The following is a 16,854-nucleotide window of genomic DNA, read 5'->3' on the forward strand; positions in this document are numbered from 1 at the left end:
TCGCCGTGTATCTCGATCCGGGTTCACGGGCGTCCCCGCGCCTCCCGGCCCCGCTGCCGCAGGAACGCCAGCGGGTCGTCGCCCATGCGGTCCAGGGCCCGGCGCCGGAGCGTCGACGCGATCGTGGCCGCCCCGACGCCCCACACCGCGATCACCAGGACCACCGCCGGTGCCGGGAGGAGCCGGTCCAGGAAGGCCAGGCACGTCGTGGCCGCCAGCGCCGTGATCCGGGCCAGGCCGTGGTACCAGCGGTGCGAACCGGCCGCGAAGACCCGGGTGCCGAGCAGGTAGATCGTCAGGCCCGCCGTGGTGAACCAGGCGGCCGCGTGCGGCGGGGACTCGTGCAGCGACAGGTTCACCCCCGCCGCGATGAGGACCAGTGCGAACGCCGGGGGCAGGTGGCCGCCCGCGTACAGCGAATACGCGAGCGCCGGGTTGCCGCCGGAGAGGTCGAGCATCCGCTCGTAGATGCGCGCCGCCGACGTGAAGTACAGCCACCACAGCGCGCCGGTCAGCACCAGGCCGCCGATCAGGGCCAGCCAGTAGGCGACGTCGTCGGCGGGACGTTCCAGCGCCGCCGTGCCGACCGTGATCACCAGTTCGCCGAGCAGCAGGATCATGAACAGGCCGAAGCGTTCGGCGAGGTGGGCCGAATCGACCGCGAGGCTGGGGTCGTGCGGGCCCGCGACCAGTGCGCGCCACCGGCTCGCGCGCGACGGCCGTTCGCCGCGGCGACGGCGGGGCCGGTCGCCGAGCAGCAGGAAGCCCGCTTCCTGGAGCAGGGCGAACACCCAGAATGCCCACGTGTAGGGCGCGAACGCCGAGGCCGCGAACAACACCGCCGAAGCCGTGTACCCCCAGCTGATCCGGCGCTGGTCGAGCCCTTCGCGGGCCGGCCACCGGTGCGCGGCCGCCAGGATCACGCGGACGCCGGCCATGGCCAGCGCGAAGATCGCCGGGTGCCCGTCGAAGACGTGGTGCGCCTGGGTGGCGGCGATCGCGCACGGGATGGTGCCGGCGAGCACGAACAGCCGGTCCGTGGCGCGGCTGTCGTCACCGCGGCGGTTGTAGAGCACCGCGAAGCCGATCCACGTCCACCACAGCGTCGCGAACAGGCCGAGCGCGGCGGCGGCCCGCGACCAGTGGGGCTCGGCCACGATGCCGTGCGCCACCTGGCCCACCGCGAACACGAAGACCAGGTCGAGGTAGAGCTCGACCCACCCGACCCGCTTGCCGTGTCCCGGCGCGGCGCCGGCCTTGTCGTCAAGATCGGTCACGGCGGCGATTCTGCCGGGTCCGGTGCCGGGCGGCCCACCCGGTGCGGGTGAGAATGAATAACAAACCATTCGAACAATGGCCGACTTCGCCACCAACCGGCAATGCGTGTCGCGCGTGGGTAAATCTGCCGACATCGGTTCGCGTTGCTCAGTAACGGCTGGAGCTGCGTGAACACCGTTTGTACGGTGTACAAGCAGCGACCGGTGAAACACCAAGCGTTAGCCGCGAAATAATTCGACACCGACCCTCGCGAAACGCCGTGCGCGGGGTTGACAGGGGAGCGGGGCGTGATGTTCCCTGCGAGTCGGCTCGATCATCGTCACACTTCGCCCCGCCGGGAGAGAGGCATTTCCACCGGTGGCCCGGGACGTCGGTGACCAGCCCCTGGGGTCTTCTCCTGTCCGAGTTCGACGTCGGCCGCGCGCGGCTGGGAATCGAGCGGTTCCGCCATGCACGAAAGCACACCCACGCCCCGCCGGATGGCGGACGCCGCGTGGTGGCCGGCGCACTGGAGCGTGCGCACCAAGATCAGTGTCGTGCTGCTGCTGCCGGTCCTGGTCGCGGTGGCGCTGGCGGAGGTCCGGATCCAGGGCGAGCTCGACCGCGCCACGCAGCTGAGCGCGGCCCGCGACCGGCTGCCGGTGCTGCGCGACACGATCGGCCTGACGGAATCGCTGGGCCAGGAGATGGTCGCCGCGGTGGCCGTCCCGGCCGGGACGCCGAGCGCGCTCACCGCCGCCGTGGACGCGAAGGTCGCAGCGATCCAGCGCGACACCGGCTTCGCGCCGCTGCCCGGCGACAGCGGCCGCGCGCTGAACACCGCGCTGGGCAAGCTCGCCGGCATCCGCGCGGCCGGCGCCGCGAACGGCGACACCCGCACGAAAGCCGCCGGCTACAACGACATCATCGCCAGCCTCGGCGACCTCGTGCCCGAGATCGTCCCGGCCGACGTCGCCGGCACCGCGGAGGTCGCCCAGCTGCTGGTGCACCTGCGCGGCGAGCTGGCGACCGAGGAGACGTACGTGCGGGCGGCGCTGAACAGCCCCGCCGACGCCTCGCTCCGCCCGGCCGCCGTCCAGACCGCCGCCGAGCAGGAGGTGCTCGCCGAACAGGCCGAACACCGGCTGTCGGGTGCGCTGCTGGCGCGGTTCAAGACCGCGACGGAGGACGCCGAAGACCGGCTCGACCCGACCGAGGCGTCCCTTTCGCCGATCGCCGCGGAGACGACGGGCGTGACGGCCGTGCTCAACGACGTCACGGCGAAGCTGGCTTCGGACGTCTCGGCGGCCGCCGACGAAGCCCGGTCGGACTCGCTGCGCGAAACGGCGTTGGTGCTCGCCGCGCTGCTGGGCGCGCTCGCCATCGCCCTGCTGGTGGTGCGCTCGCTGGTGACGCCGGTGCGCCGGCTGCGGGCGGCGGCGCTGCACGCGGCGAAGGAGGCGCTCCCGGAAACCGTCCGGCAGGTCCGCGAAGGCACGGAAGTCGACTGGCGCGCGGTGCCCGCGGTCGGCGTCCGGACGAACGAGGAGATCGGCCAGCTGGCCCGGGCGTTCGACGACATGCACCGCGAGGCGGTGCGGCTGGCGGTCGAGCAGGCCGACCTCCGCAAGCAGGTCAGCGAGATGTTCATGACGCTCTCGCGGCGGAGCCAGTCGCTGGTGGAGCAGCAGCTGACGATCATCGAGGACCTCGAGTCGGGCGAGCAGGACCCGCGCCGGCTGGACGAGCTGTTCCGCATCGACCACATCGCCACCCGGCTGCGCCGCAACGGCGAGAACCTGCACGTCCTGGCCGGCGGCCGCCCGGTCCGCCACGGCCGCGAGCCGGTGCCCACGCGCGACCTGCTGCGCGCGGCGACGTCGGAGGTCAAGGACTACCGCCGCGTCGCGCTGGGCAACGCCCCGCGCGGCTCGGTCCAGCCGGAGGCGGCCGCGGACGTGGTCCACATCCTGGCCGAGCTGCTGGAGAACGCGACGCGGTTTTCCCCGCCGGAGCACAAGGTCGCGCTGACCGCGGACCGCGGCGCCGACGGCGGCCTCCTCATCGAAGTGGTCGACCAGGGCCTGGGCATGACCCCGGACGAACTGACGACGGCCAACGCCCGCCTCGCCGCGGCGGCGACAGTCGGCCCGGAAACGACCCGCCGCATGGGCCTGTTCGTGGTCGGCAGGCTCGCTGCGCTCCACGACGTGACGGTCCGCCTCCGCGCGACGGCCCCGGGCGTCCGCCACGCGGGCGTGACGGCGAGCGTCCACGTGCCCGGATCGCTGGTGATCGCGGACCTCGCCCGCCCGATCGGCGGCAGCCGCGCGGCCGCCCGCCAGAACGGCCACGCCCGCCCGGTGGCGGTGGTGCCGGCGCAGGCGTCGACGCCGATCTTCGAGCAGGTGGTGACGAGCTGGTTCACCGAGCCGGTGGCGAAACCGGTGACCCGTAGGACGCCCCGCACCGGGCCGGCGGCGGCGACCGGCTGGCCCACCGAGGCCGACGCGGTCACGGACCGCCCGGGCGACCGGCTCGCGGACGCTGCCGCGCCGAACGGGAGCGGCGCGTGGCCGGCGGTTCCGGTGGAGGGCGGCGAAGCGCGCGCGGATCGGTCCGGTGAGTGGCCCGCGGTGCCGGCTGCGGAGACCGGGGCGCGAGCCGAACGGTCCGGTACGGGGGAGTGGCCCGTGGTTCCGGCCGCGGAAACCGCGGCGCGTGCGGATCGGCTCGGCTCGGGTGAGCCGGCCGGTAGCACCGGCCGCGCGGATCGCTCCGGAACCGGCGAGCAGCCCGCTGCGGAGAACGCAGCGCAGGCGGACCGCTCCGGCTTGCCCAAGCGACCCGTCGAGACCACCGGCCGGGCGGATCGCTCCAGCTCCGGCGAGCGGCCCGCAGCCCAACCCCCAGCCTTGCCGGACTGGTCAGGTCCCGCCGACCAAGCGCGGCAGGCCGCGGAAAGCGCTCTCCAGCCCGCCGCTGTCCAAAACCTCAGTGCGGCCGGGCTGCCCACGCGGCGGCCCGGCGCGCAGCTCGCTCCCGGGGCCGCCCTGCCCCGGGTGCGGGAGGCGGACGGGGCGGCCTTCCGGGACGCCACCGCCGTCCGCAACAGCTTGTCCCGGCACTACCAGGGCATGCGCGCGGCCCGGCGGCAGACCGCCGCCCGTGCGGAAGAATCCGGAATGGACGGAGTGGAACCCCGATGACCGAACTCCCCGACGTGCACCAGCGGCGCGCTCCCGGCGCCGAACCGTCGGCCCGGCCCCTGGGGGCGTTTCCCGGCCCCGCGCCGGCACCCGAACGGACCGCCGCGCTGAACTGGCTGGTCCACGGCTTCGTGCAGGACGTGTCCGGGGTCGCGCACGCGGTGCTCGTGTCGGCCGACGGGTTGCTCGTCGCGGCCGACGAATCCCTGCCACGGGAACGCGCCGACCAGCTCGCGGCCATCGCCGCCGGGTTGTCGAGCCTGTCGCTCGGGACCGCGGAGCTGTTCACCGCCGGGCGGGTCGTGCAGTCGGTCATCGAGATGGAGCAGGGGTTCCTGCTGCTGATGAGCGTCGGTGACGGCTCGAACCTCGTGGTCCTCGCGTCCACCGGCTGCGACATCGGGCTGGTCGGCTACGAGATGACGATGCTGGTCGAGCGGGTCGGGCGACAGGTCGACGTGCCCGCGCGCGAGATGCCGGTGGGCCAGGACCGGCGGTGACCGGCTACGCAGGCGAAGGGGAGCCGCGCCGGAGCCCGGCGCTGGCCCGCCCCTACGCCTGGACCGAAGGCCGGACGGCGCCGTCGGTCGAGTTCGCCGTCGAAGCGCTCGTCGAGACCACGGCGGCGGGCCGCGCGTCGGCCGGCTACCAGTCGACCAGCGCGCTCGACCAGGTCACCGAGCTGTGCCTGCGGCCGCGGTCGCTGATGGAGGTCGCCGCGCTGCTGCGGCTGCCGCTGGGGGTGGTCCGGGTGCTCGTCGCGGACCTGGTGGAGGACGGCATGGTGATCGTCCGCGACACCCTCGGCGAACACGCCGGCTGGGACGAGCGCCACGACCTGATGGAACGCGTGCTGCACGGTCTGCGCGACCTGTAGAGAGGACCGACCATGGAACACTTCGCGCTCGGGCACTGGCTGCTCGTGCTCGCCTACCTGACCTCGGTGGTCGGCTGCGCGCTCGGCCTCGCCTGCGCGGTGCAGGCCCGCCACGCGGCGAGCAGCCGGCACCGCCTGCGGTGGCTCGTGCTGGCGGCGGTCTCGATCGGCGGCGTCGGCATCTGGCTCATGCACTTCGTCGCCATGCTCGGCTTCAGCACGCCGGGGATGCCGGTGCGCTACGACGTCTTCCGCACGGTGCTCTCGGCGCTGCTGTCGATCGGCGCGGTGTTCGCCGGGCTCGTGGTCGTCGGCGGCCGCGCCAAGTTCGGCTGGTGGCGGCTCGCGCTCGGCGGCGTGATCACCGGCCTCGCGGTCAACCTCATGCACTACACGGGGATGTCGGCCCTGCGCGTGAAGGGCGACTTCGGTTACGACGGCCTGCTGGTCGCGCTGTCGGTGGTGATCGCGGTGGTCGCGGCGACGGCCGCGCTGTGGTTCGCGGTCTTCCTCGACCGGCTGGTCCTGCGGCTGCTCGCCGGTTTCGTGATGGGCGCCGCGGTCACCGGCATGCACTACACGGGCATGGCCGCGGTCCGGATGACCATGGACATGTCCGCCCCGGACCCGGCGGGCGTCGAGGTGTTCTCCTTCCTGTTCCCGGTGTTCGTGTTCGCCGCGATCGCGATGGCGGTCCCGCTCTGCGCGGTCCTGATGGCCCCGGCGGTCGAGCCGGACGGCCCGCGGGAGACGCCGGAACGTCTCCCGCGGGCGGTCACCCTAGAGCACGCACAGCAGTGAACAGGCCTTGGCCGACGACCAGTTCGTGTACGACGGCGGGGTACCCGGCGGGACGTTCACCGGCACGTAGGTCACCTTCGCCTGGTTGGTGATCGGGAACAGGCTCAGCAGCGCGTACGTCGAGCAGTACACCTGCTGCGTCTGCCCGGCACCCAAGGCGAACGGGCCCGTCTGGCACGACGGCTCCACGCTGTCCACCACGTGCGCCGAGGTGATCCCGACCGGACCCTCGTTCGTCACCGTGATCCGCCAGTACGCGGTCGCGAACAACAAGCCGAGCAGGCCGACGCCGGTCTGCTTCGCCCACGGCCCGGGCCCACCCGGTCCGCACTTGGCCGCCGTGGCCGAGGTGCAGATCTCCTTCTCCACCTTGACCTTCGGCGTGCACGACGCGCCCGGCGCGACCGGCAGCGTCACCGTGTTCGACGTGAACGAGCCCGTCGAATCGGTGCCGGTGGCCGTGTTCGCCACCGATGACACCGCGCAGTCCGCCGCGATCGTCGTGCGGAAGCACAGCTGCGGCGCGTCGCCCGCGTAGTCGACCACCAGCGAGCCGCTGAAGCCCGCCGCGGTGTGCAGCACCAGCGTCGTGGTCACCGTGATCGACGGGTGTGCCGCCACGGAAACGCCGGTGAGGTCCACGGAACCGTCCGGGGCGAAGCCCGGCGTCGGCACGACGGCGTTGTCCTGATCGGTGACCGTCACCCGGGACGCGGCGAAGTCGACGTTCGCCGGGTCGACGCCGGTCAGCCGCGCCGCCGTGTAGCCCTGGACGTGACTGCCGCCGTCGCAGTAGAAGTCGCCCGGTTTCAGCGTCACCTGCCCGCCGGAGCGGACGCATGGCGTGGCGCCGGTGGCGGGGTCCATGGAGAACAGCACGCCCGCGTCGCCGAGCCCGATGAGACAGCCCGACGGCGCGTCGTAGGAGTAGCCGTAGTCCCGCGTGACCCCGCCGTTCGCCGACGGGTGCGTGATCAGGGCCGGCAGCCCCGCGCACGCCGCCCCCGTCGTCCAGTCGTGGCAGATCGCCGCACCCGCGATGCCGCCGTTCCAGACCGGGAGGTAGCTGCGCACGTGGCCGTTCGGATCGGTGACGACCTCCGGTGGGAAGGCGTAGACGCCGGCGGGCAGCGCGGCCGGACCCGGCGGCGCCGCGAGCGCGGAACCGTCGAGGGCGTAGCACGTCGTGACCTCGGTACCGCCGGTCGTCGTCGCGCACGCGCCCACCGGGGCGCCGCTCGCGCCGAACGCCGTGTAGGAGTTGTAGTTGTAGTTGCCCGCCGGTCCGGTGGGCCGCGAGGAAGCCCAGCCGGCGCAGGCCGTGGCCGTCGCCGGGTCGAAGCAGCCCAGCGACGGCTGCTGCGCGGTGCCCGGGCTCGAGGTCGACGCGAACACCTTGCCCGCCACCAGGGTCAGCGCGCCGTAGACGTACGGCTGGTTCGCGGCCGGCACGATCGGCGCGTACGGCTGGCCGCCGCAGGCGCTCTGCGTGGCGATGGTCCAGCAGACCACCGCGCCGGAGCTGATCAGGCCGTAGACGTTGCCGCCGGTCTCGACGAGCCCGGTGATGCTGGTGACCGGCGGCGACCCGCCGGCGTTCGCCAGCGCCGAATAACCGCAGTTGGCCGCGGCGGCCAGGTCGAGGCAGCCGACGCCCACCGAGGTCGCCGTCACGGCGGGGTAGTAGACCTTCGCGGGCGCGGCGGGGTCGCGCACGTACTGCTCGACCATGGTGCTGGCGATGTCGCCGGCGCCGAGGGTGCCCAGCGGGCCGGGCGCGGTGTTGAGCACCTTCGGCCACGGGCCGCCCGGGCACCGCTGCCCGGTGGCGAGGTCGGTGCACACGACCTTCGGGGACGTGGCGCCCAGGTGGTGATAGATGTTCCACCCCTGCAGCACGCCGTTCTGCGTGCGGTGGAGGATCGGCGAGAAGCCGTCGCCGCCGGTCGCCGTGGTGACCGCCTGCACGGGCGGGGTCAGGGCGCCGGACAGCCGGGTCGCGTCGGGCCCGCCATCCGGGTTCGTGGCGCGGACGGCGGTGACGCCGGAAGCCGGTTCGGTGCCGGTGAACGTGCTGCCGTCGGTGGACCATTGCGGGGGCCAGCCGGGCGGGGCGTGCAGGGAACCGGGCTGGAACGCCTGGCCCGCCCCGACGGCGTCGGTGATGGTCGCGGCGCCGGCCGTCGTGGCCTGGTCGTCGTAGCCGATGACCCAGTTCGCGGTCGCGCCGTGGTCGGCGGGCGATCCGGTGCCCTGCACGGACTTCGTCAGCGCGGAAACCGCGACGGGCGCGGGATCGGCGGCCACGGGCGGCGGTGCGGCGGTCGCCGCCACGAGCACCAGCGGCAGGAACGTTCCCAGCATGCGTCTTCGCATGGACTGTCCTCGATTCTTTCGGTTCCGGGAATCGTTTTCCCGGCCGAAGAAAAAGCCTATGCGGCACCTCTGGTGCGTTGAAGCGCTCTCACCCGGGCGCCGAAAAGGCGATGCCAACAGCGCAGTTCGTGACCTTCGCGCAATCGCGTGCACCCGCTGTGACAAGGGCGTTTACGACACGTGCTCACCCGGATGTCGGCACCGGATCACTCGTTCGGGTAACGAGGGGACGCTAATAAGCGCGGTTTCCGGCCGCCGGTGATGATTTATTTTCCGGATACGGGGTCAGCCGGACTCGGCGTCGAAGCGGAGTTTCGACGTGATGCGGTACCGGTCGCCCCGGTAGACCGAGCGGGTCAGCTCGACCACGCGGCCGGTCGTGTCGCGGGTCAGCCGTTCGATGTGCAGGATCGGCGCGTACACCGCGATTTCCAGCAGCTCGGCCTGGTCCGGGTTGGTCACCGCCGGCTCGATCGTCTGCACCGCGTCCTGCACCGCGATGCCGAAGCGCTCCCGCAGCAGCCGGTAGAAGTTGCCGGTCTCGAGCTCGGCCGGCCGCAGGCCCGGGACCAGCGACGCGGGCAGCGCCAGGCTTTCGATCGCGATCGGCTCGTCGTCGACGTACCGGACCCGGGTGACGCGCAGGACCGCCGTGCCCGGCTCGCACTCCAGCTCGCCGGCCAGCGAGCGGGCCGCCGGTGCGGTGGTGAAGGCGACGACCCGGCTGGTCCAGTGCCCTTCCGCGGGCGGGACGGCGAGCCCGGTGGCCAGTTCCTGGGTGACCTTCTGCGGGCTGGTGAACGTGCCCCGGCCGCGCTGGCGCACCAGGAGCCCGGTGCGGGTCAGCTCGTCGATCGCCGCCCGGACGGTCGGGCGGGAGACGCCCAGTTCCGCGGCCAGGTCCCGCTCGGAGGCCAGGCCGGTGCCGGGGCCGGCGTTCTCGATCACCTTCAGCAGGTGCCGCCGGACGCGGTCGCGCTTCACGGTGGGCGGCCGGTCCGCCGGCTCGCCACCTTCGTTCCGGGGGCCCCGGGTGGCGGAGCCCCCGGCCTGGGGCGAGGCCCCGGACGGCTCAGCGGTCAAGGCACCGTCTTTTCGGGTACGGGGACCGCGCCGGCGAACCGGACGCGCTCCTTCGGCAGGGCACCCAGCGCGCGCAGCCGGGTGAGGTGCCCGGCCAGGCGCTGGTGGAAATCAGCATAACCGCGGCCCGGTGGCGACCACGCCCGTTCGGCCAGCGCGCACAGCCGCGGGAACGCCAGGTGCCGCACGTGGTCGGGGGTCGGGGCGTGCTCGGTCCACAGCTGGGCCTGCGTCCCGAGGACACCCGGGCCGGTGCCGTCGCTGACCGGGAGCCCGCCGGCCAGCGGGTCGAAGCGGTAGACGTCTTCCAGCGTCGTCACGGGTTCGCGGGGCGGCTCGCCCGGTTCTTCGGTCTGCCGGTAGTCGAAGTACGTCGAGGTGTGCGGGGCCATCACGACCTGGTGGCCGCGGGCCACGGCCAGCGCGCCGTGCGCGGCGTCGCGCCACGCGGTGACGACCAGCTCCGCGGGCAGCCCGCCCGCGGCGTGGCCGGTTTCGTCCCAGCACACCGCCTGCCTGCCGAGCGCGGCGACCACGCGGTGCAGCTCGCCGAGGAACCACGGGTGGAGTTCGGCGGTGGTGCGCAGCCCGAGCGCGGCGGCTTTCGCCCGTGCGACCGGGTTTTCGGCCCACTGCGTCGTCGGGCATTCGTCGCCGCCGATGTGCAGGTGCGGGGCCGGGAAGACGCCGGCGACCTGGGTGAGGACGTCCCGGCAGAAGGCGAACGCGCCGTCGTGGACGCCGAGGATGTCGGGGCTGATGCCCCACTCCGTCCACACCGGAAGCCGCGTGTCCGGCCGGTTGCCCAGCTCGGGGTAGGCGGCCAGCGCCGCGCGGACGTGACCCGGCAGGTCGATCTCCGGCACGATCCGCATGCCGCGTCGTGCCGCGAACTCGACCAGTTCCCGCAGCTCCCGCTGGGTGTAGAAACCGCCGTGGGGGACGCCGTCGAAGACACCGCTGCCCGCGGCCCCGACCATCGATTCGCTGCGCCAGGCCCCGACCTCGGTCAGCCGCGGCCACCCGTCGATCTCGATCCGCCAGCCCTGGTCGTCGGTGAGGTGCAGGTGCAGGACGTTGTACTTGTGCAGCGCCAGGAGATCGACGAACTCGCGCAGGAAGCCGAGCGGCAGGAAGTGCCGGGCGACGTCGAGCAGCACCCCGCGCCACGGCAGCCGGGGCGCGTCCCGGATCGTCAGGCACTCGAGCCGGGGCAGGAGCTGACGCACCGTCTGGACCCCGGCGAGCAGGCCCGCTTCCGTGGCCGCGGTGAGCACGGCTTCTTCCGGCGTGACGTCGAGCGTGTATTCCTCAGGCCCGAAACCCGGGGCCAGCGCGAGCCGGACGGCAGGTCCACTGTGGACGAGCGGGAGGTCCGCGTACCCGGCGAGCAGCCGGGCCGGTCCGTCGGTACCGGGCCCTGCGTGGACGCCGGCGGGCGTGAAGGAACCGGCGCGGCGGGTCAGCCGCGCGGGGTGGGGGATGACCATCAGCCCTTCACCGCGCCCGCGGTCATGCCCTCGACCAGGTGGCGCTGCACCAGTGCGAAGAAGACGACGACGGGCAGCGCGAACAGCGTCGAAGCCGCGATGAGGCCGCCGTAGTCGGTGCCCGTGCTGGTGCTGAACGAGACCAGCCAGACCGGCAGCGTGTAGCCCGAGCTGTCCTTCATGAGCACGTAGGCGAACAGGAAGTCGTTCCAGGCGGTGATGAAGGCGAACACGCTGGTCGCGATGAGCCCGGGCAGCACGAGCGGCAGCAGGACCGAGCGCATGACGCGCCCGCGCGTCGCGCCGTCGACCATCGCCGCTTCCTCCAGCTCGACCGGGATGCCGTGCAGGAACCCGCGCAGCGTCCAGATCGTGAACGGCAGCACGAGCGCCACGTAGGTGAGCACCAGGCCGAAGAGCGTGTCGAGCAGGTGCGCGCTCTTGAGGCTCAGGAACAACGGGATGACCAGCGCGGGCACCGGCACCATCTGCAGCACCAGGACCCCGATCAGGAAGCTGCGCCGCCCGAAGAACCGGAACCGCGTCAACGCCGTCGCGGCAAGGAAGGCGACCACTATGGACAGTGCGACGACCGCGACGACGACCACGACGCTGTTGAGCAGGTCCTGGAGGAACCCCGGCTTCGCGAGGGCGCCCGCGAAGTTGTCGAAGGTGACGTCGAAGGGCAGGAATTCCGGCGTGGGGCTGAGGATCTTGCCGGCCGGCTTGAACGCCGTGAGCACCATCCAGTACACCGGGAAGATCCACACCAGACAGAACAGCGTCGCGGCCGCGTTCCTGCCTGTCCGGCGGATCACAGCTCCTCCCCGGACCGGACGAGCCGGCGCACGTACACCGCGGTCAGCCCGACGAGCAGCGCGACCGAGACGACGGCGATCGCCGCGCCCTGGCCGAAGTCGTTGCGGCTGAAGGCACGGGTGAACGTCCAGATGCCGAGCGTCGTGGTGCCGCCGTCCGGGCCGCCCTGGGTGAGGATCCAGATCTGGTTGAAGACGGTGAAGTCCCAGATGATCGAAAGAATCGTCACCAGGCCGAAGATCGGCTGCAGGAACGGGAAAGTGATGGTGCGGTGCGCCCGCCACGGCCCGGCGCCGTCGAGCGCGGCCGCTTCGTAGTAGGACTGCGGGATCTGCGAAAGACCGGCGTAGAGCGTGAGCGCGACGAACGGCACCGACTGCCAGACGACCAGCAGCCACACCAAGGTGAACGCCGACGCGGGTGACGTCGTCCAGTCGTGCTGAGTGAGATCGCCGAAGCCGACCTGGGTGAGCAACCAGTTCACCACGCCGTAGCCGGGCTGGAACAGCCACTGCCAGACCAAAGTGGACGCCACGTTCGGCAGCGCCCAGGCGGCGATCAGGCACATCGTCACCATCGTGCGCATCCCGCGGCCCAACCGGCGCAGCAGCAGTGCGACCGCGAAGCCGATGACGAGCGTGCCGAGCACCAGCGCGGCGCAGAATCCGACGCTGCGGGCGAGCACCGGAAGCAGCTGGCCGTCCCCGAGCACCTCGGCGTAGTTGTCCCAGCCCGCGAAGCCCGTCGTGCCGGTGAACAGCGACCGGAGGCCGTACTCCTGCAGCGAGATGACGACCAGCCGCAGCAGCGGGTAGCCGAGCACCAGCCCGAGCAGCGCGGCCGCGGGCAGGAGCAGGCCGTACGGCAGCAGCGACCGGCGCCGCCGGGGCACCGCCGGTCTTTCCGGCGCGTGCGGCCGCGCCTTCACGAGCAACACGGGGACTCCTTGTCGGAAGCGGGAAAGGGGCGGGGCGGCCCGGCGGGGACGGCGGTCGGCCGGGCCACCCCGCCGGTCAATGGGCGTTGAGCGCTTCGGTGAGGTGGGCGTCGAAGTCCTTGGCCGCCTGGGCGATCGGCTTGCGCCCGGTCGCGATGTCGGCGAAGAACGTGTTGATCGACTTGTCGCTCTCGATGGTCGCCCAGCCGGGTGCGGCCGGCGTCGCGACGCTGGTCTTGGCCGCGGTGGCGAAGGCGGCGTTGAGCGGCGGCAGCGACGGGGTGATCCGGTCGATCAGCTCGGTCGAGATCGGGGTCCAGCCGTCGATGCCGACGATCGCGTCCCGCTGCACGGCCGGGTCCGTCGCCGCCTTGACGTAGGCGAGCGCGAGGTCCTGGTTGCGGCTCTTGGCCGCGATCGCCAGGTCGGACCCGCCGAGGAAGACCGGCTGCGTCTTGCCGGGCGTGGCGCTGGGGAAGGGGAACGTGCCCAGCCGGTCCTTGAGCTCCGGCTTGTTCTTGACCACGGTGTTGACGCTCGTGTCGAGGATGGCCGCCGCGCCGCCGGCGGAGAAGATCGCGGCCTGGTCGGGTGCCTTGGTGTCGACGTTGCGGGACGCGGCGGAGGAGTAGGCGTTCTGGAAGTCCTTCCAGGCCTGCAACCCCTTCTGCGCCTCGGGGCTTTCGAGGGCGCCGGTCCACTTGCCGTCTTTCTGCACGGCGATCTGGCCACCGGCGTCCCAGACGAACTGCAGCGCGCCGAACCAGTACCGGCCGGGGAAGTGGAAGACCGAGTAGTCCGGCGCCGGGTGCTTGGCCTTGATCTTGTCGAGCGCGGCGGTGAGTTCGGCGTAGGTCGTGGGCGGGGCGGTGACCCCGGCGTCCGCCCAGACCTGCTTGTCGTAGATCACCGACCGGTTGCCCGCGAACAGCGGCGCCGCGTAGACATGGTCGTCCACAGTGGCCGGTCCGATGAGCCCGGGCAGCCAGGTCTGGCCCGCGGCGAGCTCGGCGCGGTGCTGGGTGAGGTCGGTCAGCGCGCCGTTGGCGGCGAACAGCGGGACGTCCGTGTTGCCGATCTCGATGACGTCCGGCGTGGTGTCCTGGGCCAGCGCGGTGCTGATCTTGGTGTTGATGTTGTCCCATTCCTGGACCTGGACGGTGACCTTGGCGCCGGTGGCCTTCTCGAACGCGGCGGTGATCGCCGCGGTGGCCTTGTCGCTCAGGTCGCCGTTCATCAGCCAGACGGTCAGGGTGTTCCCGCCGGCGGCGGGAGCGGGGGTGTCGGTGCCGCAGGCACTGGCGGTCAGGGCGGTGACGGCCAGTGCGGCGGCGAGGATGCGTCTGCGCATGGAAATTCCCGGAGGCGTGAGTGGGCGGGGGTCAGCAGTGGCCGAGGTCGGCCCACTGGGCGGTGAGGCCCGGCTCGGAGCCCTGGGTCCACCAGTTCGCCTGCCAGAGGTGGGCGCTGTGCTTCACGCGCTGGCCGCCGAGGTACACCGTGCCCCAGTCCCACTCCGGCGCCGTCGAGCAGTCGGCGGGCTGCGACGGCGTGGTCGGGGTGGTGGGCGTCGTCGGGGTGGTCGGCTGGGTGGTCGTGGTGGCCGGCGGGCTGGTCGGCGTCGTGCAGCCGGTCACGGTGTCCACATGGGACGTTCCGGCGGTGCGGTACTGCCCGGCCTTCGCGACGGCGTCGGCGGGGGAGACGACCTGGTTGCCCGCGTAGTAGGTCCAGTCCACCTGCTCGGTGTAGACGCTGGTCCCGCTCGTGTGGCCCGCGGTGTCGATGAACCACATGTTGTAGTTGATCGACATCGGCGTGCGCGGGTAGACCGGGTCGCCCTGGGCGTCGGTGGTGTGGTCGGCGGTCAGGACGCCGTCGATGTAGTACTTGACGTGCCCGCCGGAGACCTGCGTGACGACGTCGTGCCAGCCGGCCATGCTGCGGTTCTGCGCGGTGGACGTGCGCAGGCCGTCCCACGTCGGGCTGTTCCAGTAGGTGTACCAGCTGGTCTGGTAGTTCGCCTGCGAGCCGCCCCAGCCGCCGTTGGGGAGGTACTCGGAGAAGTCCAGCTCGCTGTAGAGCGGGTCGCGGTCGTACCGCAGCGGCGAGATCGTGAAGTAGGTTTCGTTGACGTGGTCGCCGTCGGTCCCGCTGTCCGGCGCGTCGGTGAAGCGGACGCGGCTGGCATACGTGCCTTCGAAGAACCGCAACTGGTTCTGGTACATCTCGGCGTGCGTGGTGCCGTTGGCCGAGCCGTCGGTGCTCGCGGCCAGCTGGGCGACGCGTTCGCCGTTGACCGTCGGGAAACTGACGTTGCTGGTCAGCCAGCGCGCCCCGGGCACGCCGGGGCTGCCGACGTCGTTGCGGGTGGTCCAGCCGGCCCCGCCGAAGGCGGAGTCGGTGGGCGAGGCGTAGTGGAAGTCGTCGAAGAGCACGCCGCAATCGGCGGCCGCGGCGGTCGCGGGGCTGGCGTCGGCCCCGCCGGAGAGGATCAGGGCCGTGGCGGCCACGGTGGCGAGGCTCGTCAGGGCAGCGGTGGTGGTCCGGGTGGTACGGGACATGGGTCTCCTCCTGGGATGCCGTCCGCGGGGAGGCCGATTGGTCTAGACGAATCGGGTGGCCAGTACCCTCCTCCTGACCATTGGTCATGTCAAGAAGGCAGCAGAACTTACCTTTGGTAATTTCCGTCCGCGGTCCTGGATGGGCGGCGCGGGCTCGGGTGAGGTCGTCAGTGTCGCGCGTCCGAGGTTCGTCGACGGCCGGCGGCGCGTGCGAACGTCTTGAATGAGTCATTCAGGTCTTCGGAGGTCCTGAATGACTCATTCAGGACCTTGGGTTCGGGTGCCGAGCCGGGCCGGGGCAGGGCCGGCGTTCTGCCACCCGGGCCCCCATCGGGTCGCTAGTGGGCGGCCTCGAACAGCTCCACCAGGTTCCCGGCGGGGTCGGTCAGCAGGATCTGCCGCCCGCCCGGCCCGGCGACGACGTCGCCGAGGAACGGCACCCCGGCGTCGGTCAGCCGCCGGATCTCCGCGTCCAGGTCCGGGACCACCAGGTGGATGCGGTTCCGTCCCGCGGCCGCCGAATCCTCCGGGGTCGCCCGCGCGCCCGAGCTGGCGGGCCCGGAAAGCAGCAGCCGCAGCGGGCCGCGGACGACGTCGGCGAACGCCGGTCCGGCGCTCATCCGCACCGTGAAGCCGAGGTGGGTGGTGTAGAAGTCGATCGCCGCCGGGACGTCGTCGACGATGTACCGGACACTGGCGAGCTGATCGGTCACGACTGGACCTCCTTGTCTTGTGCCGCACCGAGTTCGGGCAGCAGGTGCCGGACGCGCGTGTCGAGTTCGGCCGCGGTGCGCCGGAACGCGCCGGGGTCGGCCGCCGCGGCCGGGTCCGGGATGCTCCAGTGGCGGCGGTGCGGGAAGGCGGGGCAGACCTCGCGGACCTTGTCGCACACCGTGATCACGTGGTCGAACCGGTCGCCGGCGACCGCGTCCAGGTGCCGCGGCCGCTGCCCGGCGACGTCGATGCCGAACTCCTCGGCCAGCACCCGGACGGCTTCCGGGTGCAGCGCGGCTTTGGGGTGGCTGCCCGCGCTCGTCGCGGCCACCCGGCCGCCGGTCCGCTGCCGCAGCAGGGCCGCGGCGATGGGGGAGCGGGCGCTGTTGCCGGTGCACACGAACAGCACGGTGATCCCCGGCCGGGCGGGTGCGGGCTCGCGGAGCAGCCCCGGGTGCAGGGCCGCGCCGGTCGCCGTCAGCGCGGCGGAGCACCGGTCGAGGTCGAGGTGGTAGTAGCTGTCGCGGCCGTCGGAACTGCTGCGCGTCACCACGACGAGGCCGCCGTCGCGCAGCAGCCGCAGGTGGTAGGAGACCAGGTTCTGCGGCTGGCCGACGTGCTCCGCCAGCTCCCGGACCCGCAGGTCGCCGCCGGCGAGCGCGGTCAGCAGCGACCACCGCAGCGGGTGTGCGGCGAGGCGGACGAACGCGGGCGGCTCCGGTGCCAT

The 16,854-nt window shown here is 72.6% G+C and carries 14 protein-coding genes; 4 read left to right on the plus strand and 10 right to left on the minus strand.

What is annotated here, in order from left to right:
* Positions 1-23: 23 nt before the first annotated feature.
* Entirely contained in the window at positions 24-1,277 is a 1,254-nt protein-coding gene (locus H4696_RS02490) for a low temperature requirement protein A (protein ID WP_276328909.1), read from the minus strand.
* Between the two features lie 450 nt (positions 1,278-1,727).
* On the opposite strand from H4696_RS02490, the gene H4696_RS02495 reads away from it, so the two are divergent.
* Genes H4696_RS02495 through H4696_RS02510 form a run of 4 tightly spaced genes read left to right on the plus strand, consistent with a single transcriptional unit; the run spans position 1,728 to position 6,144 of the window.
* A complete protein-coding gene (locus H4696_RS02495) occupies positions 1,728-4,466 on the plus strand; it encodes an ATP-binding protein (RefSeq protein ID WP_086855941.1) in 2,739 nt (912 codons plus the stop codon).
* Complete coding sequence (locus H4696_RS02500) at positions 4,463-4,966, plus strand: roadblock/LC7 domain-containing protein (RefSeq protein WP_086855940.1); 504 nt, start codon at positions 4,463-4,465, stop codon at positions 4,964-4,966. The genes H4696_RS02495 and H4696_RS02500 overlap by 4 nt, the downstream gene beginning before the upstream one ends.
* Complete coding sequence (locus H4696_RS02505; protein ID WP_086855939.1) at positions 4,963-5,343, plus strand: DUF742 domain-containing protein; 381 nt, start codon at positions 4,963-4,965, stop codon at positions 5,341-5,343. Before H4696_RS02500 ends, H4696_RS02505 begins: the two co-directional genes overlap by 4 nt.
* Before the next feature lie 12 nt (positions 5,344-5,355).
* On the plus strand, positions 5,356-6,144 hold the full coding sequence (locus tag H4696_RS02510) for an MHYT domain-containing protein (protein WP_225955569.1): 789 nt from the start codon (positions 5,356-5,358) through the stop codon (positions 6,142-6,144).
* On the opposite strand, the gene H4696_RS02515 is transcribed toward H4696_RS02510, so the two are convergent.
* The 9 genes from H4696_RS02515 to H4696_RS02555 form a co-directional block, all read right to left on the minus strand.
* A complete protein-coding gene (locus H4696_RS02515) occupies positions 6,124-8,520 on the minus strand; it encodes a DUF7617 domain-containing protein (RefSeq protein ID WP_086855938.1) in 2,397 nt (798 codons plus the stop codon). The two genes, H4696_RS02510 and H4696_RS02515, sit on opposite strands and share 21 nt — an antisense overlap.
* A 285-nt stretch (positions 8,521-8,805) precedes the next feature.
* Positions 8,806-9,504, minus strand: a complete 699-nt coding sequence (locus H4696_RS02520) for a GntR family transcriptional regulator (protein ID WP_086855937.1) — start codon at positions 9,502-9,504, stop codon at positions 8,806-8,808.
* Positions 9,505-9,599: 95 nt separating this feature from the next.
* On the minus strand, positions 9,600-11,093 hold the full coding sequence (locus tag H4696_RS02525; protein ID WP_086855936.1) for a beta-N-acetylhexosaminidase: 1,494 nt from the start codon (positions 11,091-11,093) through the stop codon (positions 9,600-9,602).
* Entirely contained in the window at positions 11,093-11,911 is an 819-nt protein-coding gene (locus H4696_RS02530; RefSeq protein WP_086855935.1) for a carbohydrate ABC transporter permease, read from the minus strand. The genes H4696_RS02525 and H4696_RS02530 overlap by 1 nt, the downstream gene beginning before the upstream one ends.
* Positions 11,908-12,849 (minus strand): carbohydrate ABC transporter permease, encoded by a 942-nt coding sequence (locus tag H4696_RS02535; protein ID WP_249026807.1) that lies wholly within the window; start codon positions 12,847-12,849, stop codon positions 11,908-11,910. Before H4696_RS02535 ends, H4696_RS02530 begins: the two co-directional genes overlap by 4 nt.
* A 76-nt stretch (positions 12,850-12,925) precedes the next feature.
* Positions 12,926-14,200, minus strand: coding sequence for an extracellular solute-binding protein (locus H4696_RS02540; RefSeq protein WP_086855934.1), 1,275 nt, complete (start codon positions 14,198-14,200; stop codon positions 12,926-12,928).
* A 31-nt stretch (positions 14,201-14,231) separates the two neighbouring features.
* Positions 14,232-15,413, minus strand: coding sequence for a carbohydrate-binding protein (locus tag H4696_RS02545; protein WP_086855933.1), 1,182 nt, complete (start codon positions 15,411-15,413; stop codon positions 14,232-14,234).
* A 338-nt stretch (positions 15,414-15,751) separates the two neighbouring features.
* Positions 15,752-16,126, minus strand: a complete 375-nt coding sequence (locus H4696_RS02550) for a VOC family protein (protein ID WP_086855932.1) — start codon at positions 16,124-16,126, stop codon at positions 15,752-15,754.
* Entirely contained in the window at positions 16,123-16,854 is a 732-nt protein-coding gene (locus H4696_RS02555; RefSeq protein ID WP_086855931.1) for an arsenate reductase/protein-tyrosine-phosphatase family protein, read from the minus strand. The genes H4696_RS02550 and H4696_RS02555 overlap by 4 nt, the downstream gene beginning before the upstream one ends.

This window comes from Amycolatopsis lexingtonensis, from assembly GCF_014873755.1.
GTDB lineage: Bacteria > Actinomycetota > Actinomycetes > Mycobacteriales > Pseudonocardiaceae > Amycolatopsis > Amycolatopsis lexingtonensis.

Coding starts and splice junctions, on each gene's coding strand:
- H4696_RS02495 (WP_086855941.1), top strand. CDS start 1,728: ATGCACGAAAGCACACCCACGCCCCGCCGGATGGCGGACGCCGCGTGG.
- H4696_RS02500 (WP_086855940.1), top strand. CDS start 4,463: ATGACCGAACTCCCCGACGTGCACCAGCGGCGCGCTCCCGGCGCCGAA.
- H4696_RS02510 (WP_225955569.1), top strand. CDS start 5,356: ATGGAACACTTCGCGCTCGGGCACTGGCTGCTCGTGCTCGCCTACCTG.
- H4696_RS02515 (WP_086855938.1), bottom strand. CDS start 8,520: ATGCGAAGACGCATGCTGGGAACGTTCCTGCCGCTGGTGCTCGTGGCG.
- H4696_RS02525 (WP_086855936.1), bottom strand. CDS start 11,093: ATGGTCATCCCCCACCCCGCGCGGCTGACCCGCCGCGCCGGTTCCTTC.
- H4696_RS02540 (WP_086855934.1), bottom strand. CDS start 14,200: ATGCGCAGACGCATCCTCGCCGCCGCACTGGCCGTCACCGCCCTGACC.
- H4696_RS02545 (WP_086855933.1), bottom strand. CDS start 15,413: ATGTCCCGTACCACCCGGACCACCACCGCTGCCCTGACGAGCCTCGCC.
- H4696_RS02555 (WP_086855931.1), bottom strand. CDS start 16,854: ATGGCACCGGAGCCGCCCGCGTTCGTCCGCCTCGCCGCACACCCGCTG.